This window comes from Aeoliella straminimaris, from assembly GCF_024054565.1.
In the GTDB taxonomy this organism is placed as follows: domain Bacteria; phylum Planctomycetota; class Planctomycetia; order Pirellulales; family Lacipirellulaceae; genus Aeoliella; species Aeoliella straminimaris.
Genome location: NZ_JAMXLR010000062.1, coordinates 62,939 through 80,893, shown reverse-complemented (window position 1 = coordinate 80,893; position 17,955 = coordinate 62,939). Strand labels below are relative to the sequence as shown.

General features: G+C 58.1%; 14 protein-coding genes and 1 pseudogene. 4 read left to right on the top strand and 11 right to left on the bottom strand.

Annotated elements, in window-relative coordinates:
- Window positions 1–61: 61 nt before the first annotated feature.
- The 4 genes from NG895_RS18780 to NG895_RS18765 form a co-directional block, all read right to left on the bottom strand.
- Window positions 62–922: a PEP-CTERM sorting domain-containing protein gene (locus NG895_RS18780; RefSeq protein WP_252854064.1), complete on the bottom strand. Its 861-nt coding sequence runs from the start codon at window positions 920–922 to the stop codon at window positions 62–64.
- A gap of 56 nt (window positions 923–978) precedes the next feature.
- Window positions 979–1,623 carry a PEP-CTERM sorting domain-containing protein gene (locus NG895_RS18775; protein ID WP_252854063.1) on the bottom strand — a complete coding sequence of 215 codons (645 nt, stop codon included), beginning with the start codon at window positions 1,621–1,623 and terminating at the stop codon, window positions 979–981.
- A gap of 148 nt (window positions 1,624–1,771) precedes the next feature.
- On the bottom strand, window positions 1,772–3,688 hold the full coding sequence (locus NG895_RS18770) for a PEP-CTERM sorting domain-containing protein (RefSeq protein ID WP_252854062.1): 1,917 nt from the start codon (window positions 3,686–3,688) through the stop codon (window positions 1,772–1,774).
- 174 nt (window positions 3,689–3,862) lie between these two features.
- Window positions 3,863–4,894 carry a DUF1559 family PulG-like putative transporter gene (locus tag NG895_RS18765; protein WP_252854061.1) on the bottom strand — a complete coding sequence of 344 codons (1,032 nt, stop codon included), beginning with the start codon at window positions 4,892–4,894 and terminating at the stop codon, window positions 3,863–3,865.
- A 488-nt stretch (window positions 4,895–5,382) separates the two neighbouring features.
- Between NG895_RS18765 and NG895_RS18760 the strand changes: the two genes are divergently transcribed.
- From NG895_RS18760 to NG895_RS18750, 3 genes are all read left to right on the top strand, one after another.
- Window positions 5,383–5,946, top strand: a complete 564-nt coding sequence (locus NG895_RS18760) for a sigma-70 family RNA polymerase sigma factor (protein WP_252854060.1) — start codon at window positions 5,383–5,385, stop codon at window positions 5,944–5,946.
- Window positions 5,947–5,989: 43 nt separating this feature from the next.
- Window positions 5,990–7,696, top strand: coding sequence for a FecR family protein (locus NG895_RS18755; protein ID WP_252854059.1), 1,707 nt, complete (start codon window positions 5,990–5,992; stop codon window positions 7,694–7,696).
- 143 nt (window positions 7,697–7,839) lie between these two features.
- Window positions 7,840–8,913: a DUF1559 domain-containing protein gene (locus NG895_RS18750; protein WP_252854058.1), complete on the top strand. Its 1,074-nt coding sequence runs from the start codon at window positions 7,840–7,842 to the stop codon at window positions 8,911–8,913.
- Window positions 8,914–8,980: 67 nt separating this feature from the next.
- On the opposite strand, the pseudogene NG895_RS18745 reads toward NG895_RS18750, so the two are convergent.
- Window positions 8,981–9,112: pseudogene (locus NG895_RS18745) on the bottom strand (integrase core domain-containing protein); the annotation flags it as partial.
- A 524-nt stretch (window positions 9,113–9,636) separates the two neighbouring features.
- Between NG895_RS18745 and NG895_RS18740 the strand changes: the two are divergent.
- Window positions 9,637–9,960 (top strand): hypothetical protein, encoded by a 324-nt coding sequence (locus NG895_RS18740; protein ID WP_252854057.1) that lies wholly within the window; start codon window positions 9,637–9,639, stop codon window positions 9,958–9,960.
- 126 nt (window positions 9,961–10,086) lie between these two features.
- On the opposite strand, the gene NG895_RS18735 is transcribed toward NG895_RS18740, so the two are convergent.
- The 6 genes from NG895_RS18735 to NG895_RS18710 all read right to left on the bottom strand — a co-directional run bounded on the left by NG895_RS18735 (window position 10,087) and on the right by NG895_RS18710 (window position 17,829).
- Entirely contained in the window at window positions 10,087–10,746 is a 660-nt protein-coding gene (locus NG895_RS18735; protein WP_252854056.1) for an AAA family ATPase, read from the bottom strand.
- Window positions 10,743–11,660, bottom strand: coding sequence for an ArdC family protein (locus tag NG895_RS18730; RefSeq protein ID WP_252854055.1), 918 nt, complete (start codon window positions 11,658–11,660; stop codon window positions 10,743–10,745). The genes NG895_RS18735 and NG895_RS18730 overlap by 4 nt, the downstream gene beginning before the upstream one ends.
- A 909-nt stretch (window positions 11,661–12,569) precedes the next feature.
- Window positions 12,570–13,421 (bottom strand): hypothetical protein, encoded by an 852-nt coding sequence (locus tag NG895_RS18725; RefSeq protein ID WP_252854054.1) that lies wholly within the window; start codon window positions 13,419–13,421, stop codon window positions 12,570–12,572.
- A 64-nt stretch (window positions 13,422–13,485) separates the two neighbouring features.
- A complete protein-coding gene (locus NG895_RS18720) occupies window positions 13,486–14,427 on the bottom strand; it encodes a DUF1559 family PulG-like putative transporter (protein WP_252854053.1) in 942 nt (313 codons plus the stop codon).
- The gene (locus NG895_RS18715; protein ID WP_252854052.1) at window positions 14,424–17,204 is read right to left on the bottom strand and encodes a protein kinase domain-containing protein; all 2,781 of its coding nucleotides are present in this window, start codon (window positions 17,202–17,204) and stop codon (window positions 14,424–14,426) included. Before NG895_RS18715 ends, NG895_RS18720 begins: the two co-directional genes overlap by 4 nt.
- Window positions 17,182–17,829, bottom strand: coding sequence for a sigma-70 family RNA polymerase sigma factor (locus NG895_RS18710; RefSeq protein WP_252854051.1), 648 nt, complete (start codon window positions 17,827–17,829; stop codon window positions 17,182–17,184). The genes NG895_RS18715 and NG895_RS18710 overlap by 23 nt, the downstream gene beginning before the upstream one ends.
- Window positions 17,830–17,955 lie beyond the last annotated feature (126 nt).

Sequence of the window (17,955 nt, the reverse complement as noted above, 5' to 3'; positions counted from 1 at the left end):
GATTTGCTACGCATGCACTCACATCAAGCAGTGCTCGCGTACATATTCAAAGTCGTTGTGGCTAGCGTCGAGCTTTTCGGCAGCCAATCGCTGCCAGCCCCAGTCCGGCAATCAGCCAGCTGGCTGGCTCCGGAACGGATTGGGGACCACTCGACTCTAAAGCACCGGGCGGCGAGTAATTTGCTCGCCAGAACAGGAAGTCGTTCAGGTCGACGATGTCACCAGGACCAACCAGGTCACCTTGCTGCTTGGTAGCCGGGCTTAACAGGAAGTTGTCGCGAATGGTGTTGTAGTCATTCAGGTCTACAATCCCGTTTCCATCCACGTCGCCATCCACTGGCGGCACACCACCCACCGTGAGGATGAAGTTGTCGATTTCTGGATAGGCACCGGGCGAAACGACACCCAAGCCGACAGTGCTTCCAATCGAGGGGTGCCCCCCTGGAATGACATACGAGCCGGTGATGGTCTCGATTACACCGCTGTAGGGCTCTTCCGATTCGGCTATCGAGGTGATGGTTCCGCCATCGTTCCAAACCAGTCCCACCGTATGTTCGCGGTCTGCACGGAGGACGTGGTCCCAACTGAACACGAACGAATCACCTGCTTGAATGACATGGTCGGTCATGTTGTACATCGCGTTACCTCCTTGCATGAAGGCAATCATCGTTCCATCACTTGCGTTACCGGTGTTCTCCACTCCACTATCGTCTTCCGCAGTCGAGACGCCCGCCCAGACTGTCCAGTTGTCGACGTCTGGAGTGCCATCCCAAACTTGCACTTTCGCAGTATTCAATACGCCGCCAGCGTATTCAAAACTGCCGTTGTTGGTATCGGGATCGATTAGCGTTACTTGGGCGGTTGCTACGCCAACCATGGACATAGCAGCAATCACGCCAAGTGACCACTTTGCAATACTCATCAAAACCTCCTCGAAAAAAAGATGCTGAGCTACTGAGCCATTTATAGGTTGCTACTTTACCGTCGGTAGAGAGCTACGAGCCCCAACGCCAGGGCGGCCAGCATGACCGTACTCGGCTCTGGGACTTCAGTAACAGTTAGGACGAAATTGTCTATTTCTGGATAGGAACCTGGCGAGACGACACCCAGTCCTACGGCGCTTCCAATCGAGGGATGACCAGCTGGAATCGTGTACGAGCTGCTAATCGTCTCGATCACGCCGGTGTAGGCCTGTTCCGAATCGACAATCGAAGTGATGGTGCCGCCGTCGTCCCACACCAAACCAACCGTGTGTTCACGATCTTCGCGAAGGACGTGGTCCCAACTGAACTCAAACATGTCGCCCGCTTGAATGACATAGTCGGTCATGTTGTACATCGCGTTACCTCCTTGCATGAAGGCAATCATCGTTCCATCACTTGCGTTACCGGTGTTTTCCACGCCGCTATCGTTGCCCGCTGTCGAGATACCAGCCCATTCAGTCCAGTTGTCGACATCTGGATCACCGTCCCAAACCTGGACTTTGTTCGTATTCAACGCGCCGCCAGCGTATTCAAAACTGCCGTTATTGGTGTCGGGGTCTATTAGTGTCGTTTGGGCGGACGCCGCGCCAACGAAGGACATCGCAACAATAACGCCTAGGGACCAATTTACAACACTCATGAGAACTTCCTCCAAAGAAAAGGTGCTAAGCAACTGAGGCAGTCTTGGATCTTTCTTCACCATGGGTGAAAGACAACGAATCACATGCCAAAACCAAAACGTGCAAACATTTCCGAATTCGCCAATCCTCTGTAGCCATCACAATGCTCTAACTGTCAATCGACCGTCGTCGCGCACGGACACCGGACCAAGCGCAAAGCCCCGCCAGTACGATGACCAGCGTCGATGGCTCTGGAACGGAGGCAGATGCTGCTGCCCAGGCACCTGCCCCCGCTCCCGCCGAAGATCCGAAATTTGTTTTCCATGTCTGGTACTGGGCGGTACCGATGACTCCTCCGTCCGCATCGTTGGGCAACGTGCCCTCAGGCGCCCCCAAGTTGTTGCGCCAGACGACGTAGTCGGCAATGTTCACAACGCCATCGTTGTTGTAGTCACCAGCAATGGCGGCGGCGTACAACACCACACCTTGGCGAATCTCAGGCTCTCCATCCACGACCAAGGCGAACTCGAGAGTAAGATCCTCAGCGCCGCCAACTTGGAACATTTCGCCGAGCGAGTAGGCCGTCCCTGGAGACAGTGTCGAGGCGGGGTCGAGCGGAACCAATTCGCTGAGCCCGAATTCGTCCGCCGCCGCTGCGGTGTCATCCCAACCAGTCACGGATTGCGATTCCAGACTGGTCCAGCCGCTTGCGTCCAGCGAACCGCCGGCAGACTGAATCGTGTAGCCAAGAATGTCGATGGTGAATGGCGAGCTGTTCTTCAGTTGGCCCTCGCCAGTCTCCGGATCGACAGTCAGCAGGAGATTGTTGATCGCCGCATTGCCCGAGTATTCGATGATTCCATTCGTGGGCGTTGTCTCACCTTCGACGCCATACTGGAAAGTGATGTCGGGCGCATCGCCAAACTCGGTCGGTGGTGCATAGAGGGAGTTACCCAGATTGATGGCCGTAGTGCTCATGGAGAGGCTGTTCTCAGCATTCAGCTCGCTTACAGCAGTGGGCGAGCCGCCCGCCTCCTCCCAGCCAGTTTCTCCCTGGTCGGCCAGACTGTTCCAGCTTGCCTGGTTGATTCGCCCACTGGCCGAACCAATTGTATATCCGACCATGTTGATCGGGGCACCACTTTCGCTCACCATCGAAACGGCGCCGGTCGTGGTGTTCACCTTCAGTTTCGCAAAGGCTGCTACCCCCATTTGCAGGATTTCACCATTCCCGCCGCTGACAACTCGGGTAGAGTAGGCCAGCCCAGGCGACAGGGCAGGAGCCTGGGAATTGTCGATATCGAGGTCGCCATCCACCGAAGCGGCATTGACCAGGTCCCAGCTATCGCCGAGCTGTGGGGTGACACCGTCGAACTTCGGCACCAGTGAGCCGCCGAGTTGGGCGTCGCCGGTCACGTTGATCACGGTATGATTGGCCCCCGTGATGTGAGGAATAAATCGGCTGCTGCCCTCGGCTTTTTCCTCCAGCACTAAGTTGCCAGCCAGGGAGATGTTATGTCCCGGACCAATGACTTCGAGGGTGCCATTGCTGAATAAGCTGCCCGAAGTGGTGCTGGCATTCGCGACCCCCGTTCCGGTTCCGATCAGCATTTTGCCATTCTGGTTGATATCGAAATAGACCGCGGCCAACGTTCCGCCGCCCTGCACTTCCAGCAGACCGGAGTCGCCCTCGTTACCCGTGCCTCCTTCGAAACCGATGTTCGCCGCCCCATTCGGTGCAACATTCGTGGCCGCGCCAGCTGTTTCGACAAGCGTGAGCGAGCCGCCGTTCTGAATCAAAATCGTACCGGACGAATTCTCCGCATAGCCTAGCGCCACGCCGGCAACATCCGTGACAGCCGAACTGACCGTGGCGGTTCCGCCGTTGTTGATGATAGGCACGTCTTCAAAAAAAGCATCAGGCGTATCAGGAGCGATGTCCCAGTTGTTGGCATTGGTCCAGGTTCCCGTCCCGGGATTCGTCCAGAAAACGTCGAAGGCCAGCAAGGTGTTGGCAGGAGCAACCAACAAGGCAGTTGCGATCAACAGCGAAGAGGTGCGCCACAGCCTATTAAAGATCAGCATTAGAAAGCTCCGCTAGAGTATTGATATGTCACTGAGGTAAGCCATAGGGGCCCCGACGCCAGCACGGCAGGAGTCAATCGGGGCGACGCAAACAACAGCTGGCACCGCAGGCCCAGCTGGCTAGTTGCGTGAAGTGGATAAGTCGCCTGGTATTATAAGATGGAAAAGGGGTGGTTACAATTCGTTGGTGTCGAGCGGATTTCCGTCGGCGCGGTTGCCCAAGTCGCGATGGGTTTGCCAGTCGATATCGTAAGACATCGAATGCACGCTGCCATCGCAAAATGCAACCAGCCAGATCGAAGAGTGAGCGGAACCAAACCGGTCCGGAGAATTGGCAATGGCCACATCGGTATCAGGAGCCGGCAAAAGCGCTTCAGTGCCACTGTTCCGGGCGGTAGATCGGAAATTGTCATTATTGAAGCCGGTGCACCAAGTTTCGTTATCGCCCGCATGACTGCCGGTTTCATACAGGTCAGCTGGCACCATTTTTTCGCCGATCATGTACGTATTCGAAGTACCATCCGAAATCTGCCGCATTGAGACTTCGCTCGTACCGAAGGTAACACCCGAATAGAATGGCGTTCCGTCGTTGGCCTTCCTTCGCAACTGCGTTTTCACCTGCTTCATCCAATTGGATACCTCAGTTGCATCGTAGCTACTCGGGCCCGCATAGATGCCTGAATCTGGCCACTCAGATACGCAATGCCCGGCGTTTGCCGCGTAGTCCATTTTAATGGTTTCTGTGGGCGTTAGGGCGTTAATCAGCGTACCTCCAGCGCGGGGGTACAACAGCGGCGCACGTCGAGTCGGACAGTTGGCAATCTTCACGGTCGCTTGAGCAACCTCCATCGCTCCCGCCCGCTGGGTCCGGTCAGCTGTGCTGCCATCCCCGTTACCACTCAGATCGTGAAGGGCCTGCTCCTCGATAAATGGAAGCACATTGAAAATCCAGCCGCCTGGCTGGTTCTTCCCAAAGCCCCGGTCAGGGTCGCCCACGTACGCCCAACCCCATCCGCCGGTGGGGAAATACTTATGGGTGTCGTGGTGATTCACACACCCCAAGGCCATCTGCTTGAGCTGACTCTTACACTGGGTGCGCCGAGCCGCTTCGCGAGCAGCCTGAATGGCGGGCAACAGCAAGGCTACCAAGATGCCAATAATGGCAATAACCACCAGCAATTCTACCAGCGTGAAGGCGGATCGCACACGACGCCTAGTAAGGCTTTTCGATGCTGAACAGAAGCGTTGGACGTCACATCCACACATGAGCATTCCCTTGTTTCTTCCGTAACTCAACGGACAGCAACGAGTTAGGCTTGAACGACCAGCCACAGCAGGGACTGATCTAAGAACGGCATGTTCCCGCAAATCCAAACGACACGGTTGCTAAAAGACGAGTAAGCCGCACAACGATTTTGGTTGCACGCTGTAATAAATGGCCACGTAGCTGACAGAAGTGTCGCCTAAATTGAAGAAAACTCGACGAAATAACTTGCTACCCCCCCGCTGCCGCGGACGCGTGACAGAAAAGCTGCCTGGTCTCTGCAATTTGCGCAGAATTGTTCGACCCATTTGCCGCTTAAGTGGACATACCCTAGGTGGGAGGATTGTAGCTTGGCGAGGATTTCAGCCGGAAACTGGAATCGGTAGCATGAAGAACAAGTTAGCTCTATCGAATACCAGGCGGGAGTTCCATGGACGAGTCGGATAAGGGAAACAGCGAAGCACCTTCTCAACAAGAGGAAGCCAATCTCGACCGATTCGTCCAACAGCTGACTAACTCGCAGAGCAACCTCAGGGCCTACTTGGTCGCCTCACTCGGAAACTACGAGGACGCGTCGGAGGTATTGCAGCAGACCAATCTGGTGTTGTGGCGAAACGCCCAGAGTTTTCGTCCGGGGGCCGACTTCATGCCATGGGCTTTAACGCTGGCGAAGTACGAGATCATGTCGTTTTACCGCGATCGCCGTCGGGACCGCCATGTTTTCACCGAAGAGGTCGCCACACTGATGCTGCGAACCGCCTCTGAAGAGTTGCCGGACCTGAGCGAGCGTTTTACTGCATTGCGAGAGTGCATCGGAAAACTCTCCGAAGACCACCGCGAGATGGTTCGGCTGCGATACGAGGATAAAGCTCCCATAGCGCGCATCGCCAAACAACTCGCACGTACGGAAAATTCTATTAAATCCGCGTTGGTTCGAATTCGTCAGTCCCTCGGGAATTGTATAAGCAGGCGCCTGCAATCCAATGCTCAATAGACACCGACCTTCGTCGTCTATTGTGGAGCAAGGTTGTGATCGAATGGAAGAATTAAAGGACAAACCGTTCGCTCTTGAGGAACTCCTTCTGCGAGTTCTCGAAGGCGACGCGTCACAAACAGAAATCACGTCACTGAATGCAGCACTGAAGGACTCTGCAGAGTTGCGTTCGGTTGCCTGTCGTTTCCTCTGCGATGATTCGCTGATTTCCGAACTGCATGTTTCCCAAAAAGCAGTTGAGGTGCCCGCCACACACCTGGTTGGCAATCAGAATAGCGGGGCTCCGGGGATAGCTCAGCATTCCGGAATTGCGCGACGCGTGTACGACACGGCCAATCGACATGGAGCTGCCATCGCGGCAGTCGCGGCAGTGCTACTGCTTGGGTTATTCCTGCACAACTACAACCTTCAGACCAAGCTCGCGCGTCTTTATTCGCTGTCGGTTGTCGAAGTAGGGGACCCACACCCCGCGGGCAAACCGGGCAAGTTTGACTTGGCGGAAGAAGAAAGCCGCAGAGAAGTCATTGGTCGCGTGTCAGGACTTGATGACCCGGTATGGACCTCGGGCAGCGCTCCCCTGGCTTTTGGCGCCAAAGTCCGACGTGGCGATCTGCTGCGGCTAGATAGCGGGGTGGTTGAGCTTCTACTTTCTACCGGAGCCATGGTCACTATTGAGGGCCCAGCTGAGTTCGAAGCCACTTCGGCACTTCAGTCCACTCTTACCCAAGGCAAGATGGCCGCGGCCGCTCCACGTGTGGCACGTGGATACACAGTGTTCACGCCCACCGCCGAGTTGGTCGACATCGGCACGCAATTTGGTGTCATTGTGGAGGAGTCTGGCGATTCGGAGTTGCATGTGTTCGATGGCGATGTGGTTGCTCGTTCGAGACTGGCCCCGCCTGGATCTGACCTGTTGCATGCCAAGCAAGATCAGGCTCTACGTTTCGATTCGGCAAGTCCCAGTCCACGCAGACTATCCGCCCGGGTGCGAGACTTCGTACGTCACGCCGGTGTTCAATACGCCGCCGCCGATCTGCCTGCCATCCCTATGACCAAAAACCTGCAGGTGTGGTATGCAGCCGATCGCTGTGAGGGAGTTGCCGAGGGAGAGTCGGTCGGTGTATGGCACGACTTGCTGATTGGCGACAACGACTTTGCCAACAATGCCTGGCAGTTCGATGAGGTAAGGCGGCCACTGCTCATTCGCGATGCCGCCGACCGTCCAGCGCTGCGTTTCGACGGTTGGTCATCCTGCATGGCCACCAGTCCGATGGATACCGTTGAACGACAGACCATGTTTATTGTCTGCGCCTTGGCACCCATCAGCTACGCCAATGAGCACCATGGTCAAATGCTGCTGAAGTATGGCGACGCGCCATCGCTGGAATTGTCCGTGCTGAACAACTTCAAAGCACGTGGTTGGGTATGGCCGGGAGCAGACCATTCTGAAGTCGGGCAAGTTCTTAGCAAACCGATGGACAGCGAGCGGATCGCCCTGGTCACCTACTGCTACGACTCGATCGACAATGTCTCCAAGATGTGGGTCAATGGTGTACTCCAGGGCTCAGCGGACGCCCCCGTGCCGGTAGTGCAGTCAGGGCAGACGTTTCTTGGAAGTCACTTCAACGTCGACCTGAAAGCCAAGCTATTCGGTAACCTGTACGAGGTGGCGATGTTTGCGGATACATTCGACGACGAACAGTTGGGCAGCTTTTGGCAATACTTCTCCGATCGGTATGGTCTGGAGTAACTCCTAATAGTTGCTATCACTTTTGTGTTGCGGCAAGCCGCGTTTCTCGCGTGTAACTTTTCTCATTACTACCCTTTTCCACAGATTCTGGTTAGTATCAGTTATTCTCCTCTAAGCACGACACCCCTCTGAGGGCCCGGGCGATGATTTTCGGCGATCGCGCGCGCAGTGGCTGCTTCCAAAGCTTCGCAGGCTTTACGCTTGTCGAATTGTTGGTCAGCATCAGCATCGTGGCCGTTTTGGTGTCGTTGCTTGCGCCAGCGGTCCAAAGTGCACGCGAAGCCGCCCGGTTGTTGCAGTGTAAGAACAACCTCAAACAACTCGCGATCGCCTGCCACGGTCACCACGATGTGCACAACACTTTTCCCACCGGTGGATGGGGATGGTATTGGACCGGGGACGCCGATCGCGGTTTTGGCAAGGATCAACCAGGAGGCTGGATCTACAATACGCTGCCCTACTTCGAGCAGTACACGCTGTACGACACCACTACGGACGGCGATCCAGAAAAGCTAACTCGCAATCAGCGAATCGCAGCGTCTCAGATCATTCAGACCCCCCTTTCGATCATCAATTGTCCCTCGCGGCGGGCAAACGCCCTCTACCCGATGACCGCGAACGCGGGGCGCGGCAATGGGTTCTTCAATTCGGTCACCCCGCGTTACGCTGGCAGGAGCGACTACGCTGTCAACTCCGGACACGCCTACTGCGAGTGGCCAATTTCGGCGCTGGGGCGAGGACCAAGAAGTTACGAGCACGCTCGAGTGTGGACGGCGAATTCTTACTGGGGAATCGACCAGGCACCCTTTGATCATAAGATCAGAGATCGGCAAGTGATGAATGGCATATCGTACGAACGCAGCGACGTCTCGATTCGCCAAGTGACCGCCGGCCTGTCGAACACCTATTTAGTAGGCGAAAAGTACATCTCTGACGAGGACTATGAAACGGGCCTCGACGAAGGCGACAACGAGACCTGGTGCACCGGTTTCAATAACGACAACTATCGCAAGACGGGAAGAGTTTCCGGCGGTAAAATCGTAGAGTGCACGCCAATACCCGATTCGTCGAATGACGTCGCCGACTCCTGGGGACGGTTTGGCTCAGCACATGCCGGCATCTGGAATGTCGCCTTCTGCGACGGCAGCGTCCGAGACATGACCTACGACATCGATTGGCGAGTCCATCGAGACCTTGGGGACCGTCGTGCCAACTGACACTTGGTACCGCCAAAGAATGCAAGCAGCCCCGGTCTGAGCACGCCCTGCTGGATTCGAATCTGCACTCCTGCGCATCCTCCAAGGACAAGAACCGGTTCTTGTTCAAGCACTCAGCGCGTTGCCCACCATTGAAGGATTCAATCAAGGCGATACCCGTAGGCTTTCCTGGTGGACTGAAGTCGGGCGATGCGCCGTTGGCATTGATATAGGCACTGGAGGTACCCGCGTCGATGAAATGCTGTCGGACGATGTTGAATGTTGTTGGACCGAATCGTTCGGGAAATGCCTTGCCGTAAGGCTTGCGAACCGCCTTCAGCAGGGGGCCGAGGCGGTGGATTTCACTGGTCGAAAAAGTGACGTAGTAGCCCTGAGCAGTACTCCAGCAGGCCACAGCGATTCGAGTGACCGTGAGAGCCTCAGCCGGCTCGCCAAATACAGGGAGAGGCGACTCGAAGCCCAAGTCTCGGCAATTTTCCGGTCGCAGTCCCGTTTGCAGGCAACTGTCTCGTGAAGACCAGGATAGAAGTCTTTACCGCCTAGCTTGGTCACGGCTTCGCCGGACGCCTTGTGCTTGCGGTACTTGGGGACGGAATTGGCGAACCGTGGCAAATGCGCAACCTCCCGGGTTTGCCAAAACGGCATGTACCGTTTTGCGCTTTGGGAAAACAACGCACTGCCCACCGCCGGCAGGTATCAGAAGCCTTGATTCGGCCTAAGTTTATGTCTAGAGCGGGAGACGGGATTCGAACCCGCGACGTCCAGCTTGGGAAGCTAGCTGCTTCGAGTTCTAAACGGCTTTCCCAAAACAACTTAGAACCAGCCAACGACCCGCGTTGCACCGCTGGTTGCACCAATCCAGCAGAAAACGCCCACGAAGCGGCCGAATCCGTGGGCGGTCCGCTGGAGGACGAGCGGCTTGAGCTATCGGCCGCGGATAGCGATCTGCAGGCCGTGATCGACGCCTGGAGCGGCCTGCCCGACGCAGTGCAAGCGGGCATCCTGGCGATGGTCCGGTTGTGCGGAGTGCCGGAATCGCGCGAGTGAGATTGCCCGCGCTCCATCGCGGGCGGCTAGTTGGACCAGCTAGCGCAACGTACTGAGGCTAGGCGAGTAGTTGCTCCGCGCTACACTGCGGGGCGGCTGAGAATGTTCCCAGCCGCCGCGCCGTCGTCACTCGACCAGCATCGCGCCCGCTTCGATTTCCTGAAGCACTGCCCGCAGGTTGTTCCGCTTCTGGCGGACCAGCTCGAGATAGGCCGCGGGCGGCCGGCCGTCGAGATCCTCGCGGATGGCGATCTCGCGGGCCCGTTCGGCAAACGCCTCCGCCAAACCCCGCCGGGCCAGCGGCAGCTCGATGCACCGCGAGAGCAGCGGGTGGGCGTCGTCGAGTTCCTCAAACAGCCCCTCCTGGCCGTCGTTGGTCGTCGTGAACGCCCACACCACGTGCCCGGGGATCCGCTCCAGCGTGGTCAGCAGCTGCCGCACCGCTGCCCGGTTCAGTCCGTGCGCTTCGTTCACCAGGTAACACCGCCCTGATAGCGGGCCCATCCCGTAGAGCTGCGACTCTTGCTCCAGACTGCGGATGGCGGCCGCCGACAGTCCGGTGGCGTCGACCTCCTCCACGTTCAAGGGATCGGCGACCTCCTGGGCGATCAACCGGGCGACGGTTGTCTTACCGGTACCCGACTGACCGCTGATCCAGTAGGCGCGGCCCGCCAGTCCTCCGCGCTCCTGGAGCCGGCCAATCCGCCGGACGATCTTCGCCTGACCGACCAGATCTTCCCAACGGGTGGGCCGATACCGTTCAAACAATGGGCAAACGGCGTTCATGCCTCACCCCCTTTCCGGCCCAGCACCCAGTCCGCCGCCTTTTGGGCTGCGGCCGCGCTCTGGATCACCAACCGCGCATCCTCGCGGATCACCCGCAGCCAGCCGTCGATGTAGCTGGCCGTATTGTCGATCGTGGTGGCCTCGATGCCGCAATGGCCCATCAGGAACGCGGCGCCCATCTCGGCGACCAGTTCCTCGCGGCCGTAGGGATCCGAGCCAAACTGCTGTGGCTCGACGATCGCCGCGCGGGCCAGGCGGTCGCGATGACCGGTGGAGTGGATCAGCTCGTGAAACAGCGTGGCGTAATAGGCCTGCGGCGTATCGAATCGCTCAGGGGCAGGCATGCGGACCGTATCGGACAACGGCCGGTAGCAGGCCGAGAAGCCAGCGGACTCGATCCGCGGACCACTCACGATCTTGCGGACGACCTCTTCGCACCGCTCGATCGGCTCGAACGGGTTGGCCGGTGTGTCCGGTGCGGCCGTGTAACGGGCGCCGAGTCCGTCGCACTGGCTGGCGTGAAACACCTGGTAGTAGCGAAGCACCGGGATCTTGCCCGGCGCTTCGTTCTCGCCGCGGGGCTCTTTGGGAGTCCACTCAGTCCAGAACGTGATCAACGTCGACCGTTCTCCCCGACGGACCTGGCCGCCCAATGCTTGAGCCTGCTTGTAGGTCAGCCAGTAGGGGCTCTCGAGCCCCAGGGCATCGGCCTGCATGGCGAGCAGGAACGCGTTGACGCCGCGGTAGGGCTTGTCGCTGGTAGCGCTGCGAGGCGCTGCTTGTTCCCCCCGCCAGGGCCGCCGCCAGGGAACGACACCACGTTCTAAAGCTTCAATGATCTGCTCGGTTACCAGTTGGTAGACCGAGCGGCGCGACTTGCTGCGCGCAGCGCAGCGGCTTACATTACGAGACATGGCTGCAACCTCCCATGTAGGTTGTGTCCTAGGCCCGGTCGAGTGTTGACGCACTTGACCGGGCCGCTTCTTGCGCCGCGCGGCGCGCAGCGATCGACGTCACGTATAACTCTGTCGATCGCTGCTTGTCAATCAGTTAGCGCGCAGTTTCTCAAAATGGTGCGCCGGCGTCGCGTCTCGTTGTGATCAATTCCGATTGGCCATGTACAAACACTAGTGACCATGAACGCACGATGCGCGCTGTGTGATGGTTCTTTAGCGATCGTTTGGGAACTGCTTGAAGCATTGAGAGCGGCCGACGCGCGGCTCAGTGCAAAGTGGATGCGGACCGCACAAGTGGCTGCTCATAAGAAACGGCTAGCTCGGTGAGGGGGCCCACCCCCCCTTCTTTCACCGCACCCTTAGTACATTCGCTCGCTGGAGTTTTTGATGGAATTTGGCGTCGGTAACATAGGAAGTTTGCGGTTGTGTTCGATCGGAACTGTTGCGGGATCTGCTGTCGCGCACCAACAACGTATTCCGTTATTGACGCGTGCCGTCTTACCAGTCATTCGACGATGAATGAGATTGCCTTGATCACATCATTCATGCAGGTCGCGATAGCGCTACAAAGATTTTGGAGCACAGCGGTCTGATCTATGCATCAGCGCTCCGAGTTCCGCCAGTACCACGGGTCGTCGATACCCCAGAAGCTTCGCGTAGTGGTCTCGCGGGTGCCAATCGCTCTATCTCGGCAACTCACACTCCTCTCCAGGCAGCCTCGCAGATGTAGCGCTTATCCGCCCGGCTGCATCATGATGACCGTGGCGTCTACTGGGTCGAGTATGCTGCTTGAGGCACTTAAGCAGCCCCTTGCTTCCTGCTGAGGTTGAAATCACCGATGTGAGTTCGGCCTCTAGCGAAATTGCGTTAAACTGTGCACCCTCTGTTACGACCCACGTGCCAAGCCAATAGGCATACTCCGAGCAAAGCGCCTCCCATTGGCTCCGGGATCTTCTGGCTGCCAGGGTCCATGGCCGCCGCGACGGAGCCCAGGTTATTGCGCCAAGAGGTGTAGTCAGCGAGATTCACCACTCCGTCCCGGTTTCCGTCGGCCCAGCTCGTGGCGTCCGCTCCGAACTCTGATTTCCACTTCTCGTAGTCTTGGGCGTCGACTTTGTCGTCGCGATTGAAATCGCCAGCTAGGATCGGGGTGATCTCGTAGATTTGTGCTGTGATGCCGTCGAGGATACCGGCAGCACCGATGGCGACAATACCGAATGGCCAGTCATCCAGGATCCATTCCGTTGGTAGATTAAGGTCATCGATTACCTCTGGTCCAGAGAATTGGACGAACAGCCAGTCGTTGAGCGCTGGTCGCGGGGGAAGGACGCTCTGATACATGATCACCGCGTCATGGCAATCGGTGAAGATGAGGCACTCGGTCACCGAGACTTCAAAAGTGGGTTGAGGCAACCACACTTGTGTCATCTCAGTCCGAGGATTGATTAGCTCCACTTCGACCCCGGCAAACTGTGTGGGGTGGTCATACCAAGCACTTTCCGGACCGTCGAGATAACCTGGGTTGTCGAGGTCGTAGGCAAATGACCCCTTCACTGTGTCACCCAAGCGAACATCTCCCAGCAACTGGTCTTCGTCGTCGATTTCGGTCACCGTGGCCTCGAATGACCAAATGCGAACCTCGGCGGCGGATCGATGAGACCCGGCTGTGAACAACCACAGGAGCAAGAGGCATATGCGATAGGCTGTCGGGGTAGGCATAGCTGGGTGAATCAAGGCCGTAATCTAGTTGCGTGAGCTGCCGTCGCATCCGTCGACAAGGAACTTATCGGATCGAATCGAGATCGACCCACTCACCGCCATCCCGGGTGATGAGAGCCGCCAAGATGTCGTTATCTACGTCTTCAGTCAGCCAATGCACGGCGCCATCGCCAAACGCGGTCTGGGCGCCTCCGGGGTGAAACGAGTAAATGCCCTTCGCGTTGTCGTAGTTAACCATCGGTGTGCCATGTTCGTTGCTGAGATGATTCATCATCGTCTCGGCGCTGATGGCCCATAAGCCAACATTGCCCCATGTGCGGAACCTTGGCGGGTCATGCGGTGTGTGCTGGTCTTCCTGATAGAGATCGGGCAGCCCACCTCGCTCGAGTAGTAACAAGGTTTGGCTTAAGCCGTCGGTGACGTTGGCAAAGCGTACTTTGCGCTGTCGGTTGTCGATCACTTCGCCCCAGCCGCCGGGGATGCAAAGCTTGCCGTCCATAATCCCTTCCGAAGCATTGTAGTCGGTTACTGCCGCAGAGAGCGTCTCGTCCAGTCGGCCCCGGCCGACCCATAATCCCCGAGCCAGTGCGTTGTTCCGGGGAGTGCTCGGGCAGTGGAAGACTTCGAGCGGTGTCGTGGCAGCGGGCTGATTCACCACGTCCGTTGCGTAGGCGTCGAAGTCGATCCTGTCGAACAAAGCTTGCTGCTCCATGTACGGCAGCACCGCAGATCGCCAGGAATGACTGGTGATACCCAGCAGAAAGCCAGCAAATGGATCCTGCGAGCCGTTGTACACCGGCGGTATGATGCCGTGTGTGTCGTGATAGGCGTGCACCGTCAGGATTTGTTGCTTGAGGTTATTCAAACATGTTGTACGACGAGCAGACTCACGGGCCGACTGCACCGCTGGAAGCAACAAGGCGACCAGTACGCCGATGATTGCGATCACGACGAGGAGTTCAACGAGCGTAAAGCCCGCGGCCCGTGTCTTGGTTCTATCCGTCACGGTGCGACCTCGTGGTGGTGTTGTTTGATAGTGCCGGCCGTCGCTGAAGACGTCTCCAGGTCTGCAAAAATGCCATCCAGCTCGGCTACAAGCCGCAGGTGCCACTCGCTGTCCTCCATCTGGTGCTCATGCTCGCTGCGCCACGCGGCGAGTTCCTGGTAGCAGGCCTTCGCCTGTTCGACATCCCCACTGGCTTGGCAGATCAACGTCCTGACGATGAGCAAGTCCGTATCCGAATCCGCGTCCTGCGTCGCCCCTTCGGCCCGGGCAATCGCTTCTGTAGCCGCCGCAGGGTCTCCGCTGCGAGTATGGGCCAAGGCCAGCATCGTCCAGAACCGGGCAACCTCCGGCCTTGTGCGTACCAGTCGCTTGCCAAGTGTCACGGCGGTCTGCGGATCGTACGTGATGGAGTCCGGCGACTGCGTCAGTAAACCTACGTGCCTGTGGAGGAATTCTGGCTCGAACTCGGGAGCGACAACCGCCTCGGCGAGCCATATGCGAACCTGTGCCTGGTGCTCCGCAAGCTTGCCTGCGGGGAGCGATTTTGCCTGCTTCAGATGTTCCAGCGTGTACGAACCGAATTCGGCGGCCGACGAATAGCTTCTTAGTTTCCTCGGCAAGTTAGTCGCTATCAGCTGACAGGTATCCAAGCATGCCTGGTCGTCGCCCGCACTGTTATATTCTCTCGCCAACAGGCACAGGTGATGGTGGAGAAACAGCGGTATGGAGGTATTCTCCGGGGCCACTTCCCGGGCTTCAAGCTCCAAAGCAACGGCCTGCTTTAGGTGAATTATCGCCTCATGTCGTTTTCCTTGGTTATGCAACAGCATTGCGTAGTCGTTCAACGTACCGGCATGGTTGCTGAGTGCCGTTGAATCGCGATCGGCACCCGATAGCAATCGCTCCTCCGCTTTCAGTGCAACACTGAAAGCGTCTTCCGCCTGTTCATGACGATTGAATACCCAGTGCACACGGGCCAGGCCGCCAAGCAGCCAGGCTTCGGTCTCCACTAGCGCGTCTGGCATTTCGCGAGCGGCGTAAACCACGGGCAACCCGGCGGAGTAGACGTGTTCGGCCTCGACGTAGTGCATTGATTTGTAGTACACGTCGCCGAGAGAGTTATAGCCGACCGCCAGTATCCTTGCCGCCGCGGGATCTCCCGGGTCGCGCTTCACTAAGCCTTGGCCTGCCTCGATCGCTTCGCGTGCCGTTTGTTCGGCTACTTTGTAGTCTCCTCGTTGACGCTGCAGCGCGGCGAGGCGATAGAGAACCTCGCTCCGCCGCTGGTGAAACGTCCTCTCTTTGTTCGTCAACTCTCGCGGGGTGGTAGACACGGGCGGAACCAACTGTCGGTATAGCTTGGCCGCGTCCTGCAGCATTTCTTCCTGCCGGTTGATGCCGTCGTCTTCGCCCGTTTTCACCGCTCGGTCGATGGCCTTCATGGCTAGGTCGAAATTCGCGTCGGCGGACGTGAGCGCCGCAGCTGTGTCGCGCTGCGATTGGCGACTTATGGCCGTAGCAACAGTCGATGCGATCAGCAAGACGGCGATGATCGCGGCCAGCGACATTGCCACATGTGGCCTGCGCCGCAACCACCGCTTCGCGCGTTCGATAAGACCAGGACGGCGGGCCGAGATTTCATTGCCCGCCAAAAAGCGCCGCAGGTCCGCCGCCATCGCGCCCGCTGTGTCGTAGCGGTCAACGGGATCCTTGGCCAGCGACTTCAGCACGATCGTTTCCAGGTCGATCGGCACCTGGAAATTCAGGCTCCTTAACCCGCTCGGCTCGTCGTCGGCGATCTGCTTGAGCAATCGTCCCCGCTCCTTGGCGTCGTGCACCGGGCGGAGTATGAGCATCTCGTAGAGCGCAGCACCAAGCCCGTACACATCGGCACGGTGATTAACGTCGGTTGCTTTGCCGGTCGCTTGCTCGGGAGACATATAGCGGAGCGTACCGAGCATGTCTCCGGAAGCCGTAAGGGCCGGATTGGCTTCCACCCTGGCGAGCCCAAAGTCGGTGATCCAGGCCCGTCCCCGGCTATCGACCAACAGGTTGGATGGCTTGATGTCGCGGTGCACAATGCCTTGCTCGTGGGCATATTCAAGCGATTCGGCAGCCTCCGCTGCCAATTCGGCTGCCCGTCTAACGCTATTCGAACTAGCCTGTGTCTTCTTCGTTTCAAGCTCCGCCACTGGTGCGGTGTCGGCGGATAAAGAAACTTGCTTACCACCTTGCGAGGAGCCGATCGCGTGCCTTTGATCAGCGATCCACTCGGCCAGCGTTTGCCCCTCGATCAACTGCATAGCGTAATAGTGCACTCCGCGATCGCACCCCACCGCGTACACCGGCACGATACCTTCGCGGTGCAACGATGCGGCAGCCTGGGCTTCGTTCTTGAACCGCAGTAACTGGTTAGCATCGAGCACCGCTGCAAAGGGAAGCACCTTGAGCGCTACGCGGCGGCCCAGCGAAAGCTGCTCGGCCTCGTACACGATTCCCATACCCCCCCTGCCAATTTCACGGACGATACGGAAATCGCCCAACTCGCGAGGCGACGCCGGATCCGGCTCCGGGGGAGGCTCCGCTGGCCAAGCGCGGTGCAACAGATCGAGACAGTGACGATCCACGGCGAATCGCTGTCGCAATTCCTCTGGCAGCTCCGATTCCTGCCAGGCGTCCAGCGGTCCGTGCTCGTCGTAGGCTACGAGCATCTCGCAGAGCTCGTGAGGCGGATCGGCCGCAGTCTTCACATCGTCATGAATGGCTCGACTCTTCATCGGTCAGTTCCTCAGCAAGCCGCTCGATGGCTCGCGACCATAGTTTTTGCGCTGCACCGGCCGAGCAACCCAGTACCTTGCCCACTTCCTCAAAGGAGAGCCGCAGCTCGTTTCTCAGCCGCACCGCCTGCTCCTGTCGTTCGGGCAGGCGAGTCATGGCCGTTTCCAGCCGCTCGCGCTCTTCGTTCGCCATCACCTGGCCACTTGGCGAGGTTCGCTCGTTGTCGGTCACTGCCCACCGCGATCCCGACGCCTGAGCCTGGTCAATATGGACTTCGCGTCGCAGGCTTCTCTTCTCGGCTTTGTGGAACTTGCGTTGGGCGGTCAGCAATCGATGTTTCAAAATGCCTTGTAGCCACACCAGCAGTTCAGCACGTGTCTTGCCCTCGAACCGTTCGAATGACTGATACGCCTCCATCAAGGTCTCTTGCACCAGGTCGGAGGGACTCACCTTCACTTGGAGGTGTGGGTCGAGACCGGCCGCGGCTCGCGATCTGAGGTACGACCGCAAATCGGCAAACAACCGGCTCTGGGCCTGACGCGAGCCGTCGCAGGCCGCGGCAACCGTGGCACTCCAGGGGTCCGTCGCGTTGCTGGAGGAATCGGCGGTGGATAGCTGGTTCACGGTGCCCCTTACTAGTAGATTCGCCTTGCCACGAGAAATCCGACGCCCATCTTCCACGAATCGAGCCGAATTGCAAGTTTTGGGCGGGAAACCACGTAGCTGCGCAAAGATTCTTGGATTCTTGGA

Excerpts from the sequence above, each read along its gene's own strand:
- NG895_RS18760 (WP_252854060.1), top strand. The coding sequence starts at position 5,383 with ATGGACGAGTCGGATAAGGGAAACAGCGAAGCACCTTCTCAACAAGAG.
- NG895_RS18750 (WP_252854058.1), top strand. The coding sequence starts at position 7,840 with ATGATTTTCGGCGATCGCGCGCGCAGTGGCTGCTTCCAAAGCTTCGCA.
- NG895_RS18730 (WP_252854055.1), bottom strand. The coding sequence starts at position 11,660 with ATGTCTCGTAATGTAAGCCGCTGCGCTGCGCGCAGCAAGTCGCGCCGC.
- NG895_RS18755 (WP_252854059.1), top strand. The coding sequence starts at position 5,990 with ATGGAAGAATTAAAGGACAAACCGTTCGCTCTTGAGGAACTCCTTCTG.
- NG895_RS18725 (WP_252854054.1), bottom strand. The coding sequence starts at position 13,421 with ATGCCTACCCCGACAGCCTATCGCATATGCCTCTTGCTCCTGTGGTTG.
- NG895_RS18740 (WP_252854057.1), top strand. The coding sequence starts at position 9,637 with ATGTCTAGAGCGGGAGACGGGATTCGAACCCGCGACGTCCAGCTTGGG.
- NG895_RS18715 (WP_252854052.1), bottom strand. The coding sequence starts at position 17,204 with ATGAAGAGTCGAGCCATTCATGACGATGTGAAGACTGCGGCCGATCCG.
- NG895_RS18735 (WP_252854056.1), bottom strand. The coding sequence starts at position 10,746 with ATGAACGCCGTTTGCCCATTGTTTGAACGGTATCGGCCCACCCGTTGG.
- NG895_RS18770 (WP_252854062.1), bottom strand. The coding sequence starts at position 3,688 with ATGCTGATCTTTAATAGGCTGTGGCGCACCTCTTCGCTGTTGATCGCA.
- NG895_RS18780 (WP_252854064.1), bottom strand. The coding sequence starts at position 922 with ATGAGTATTGCAAAGTGGTCACTTGGCGTGATTGCTGCTATGTCCATG.
- NG895_RS18775 (WP_252854063.1), bottom strand. The coding sequence starts at position 1,623 with ATGAGTGTTGTAAATTGGTCCCTAGGCGTTATTGTTGCGATGTCCTTC.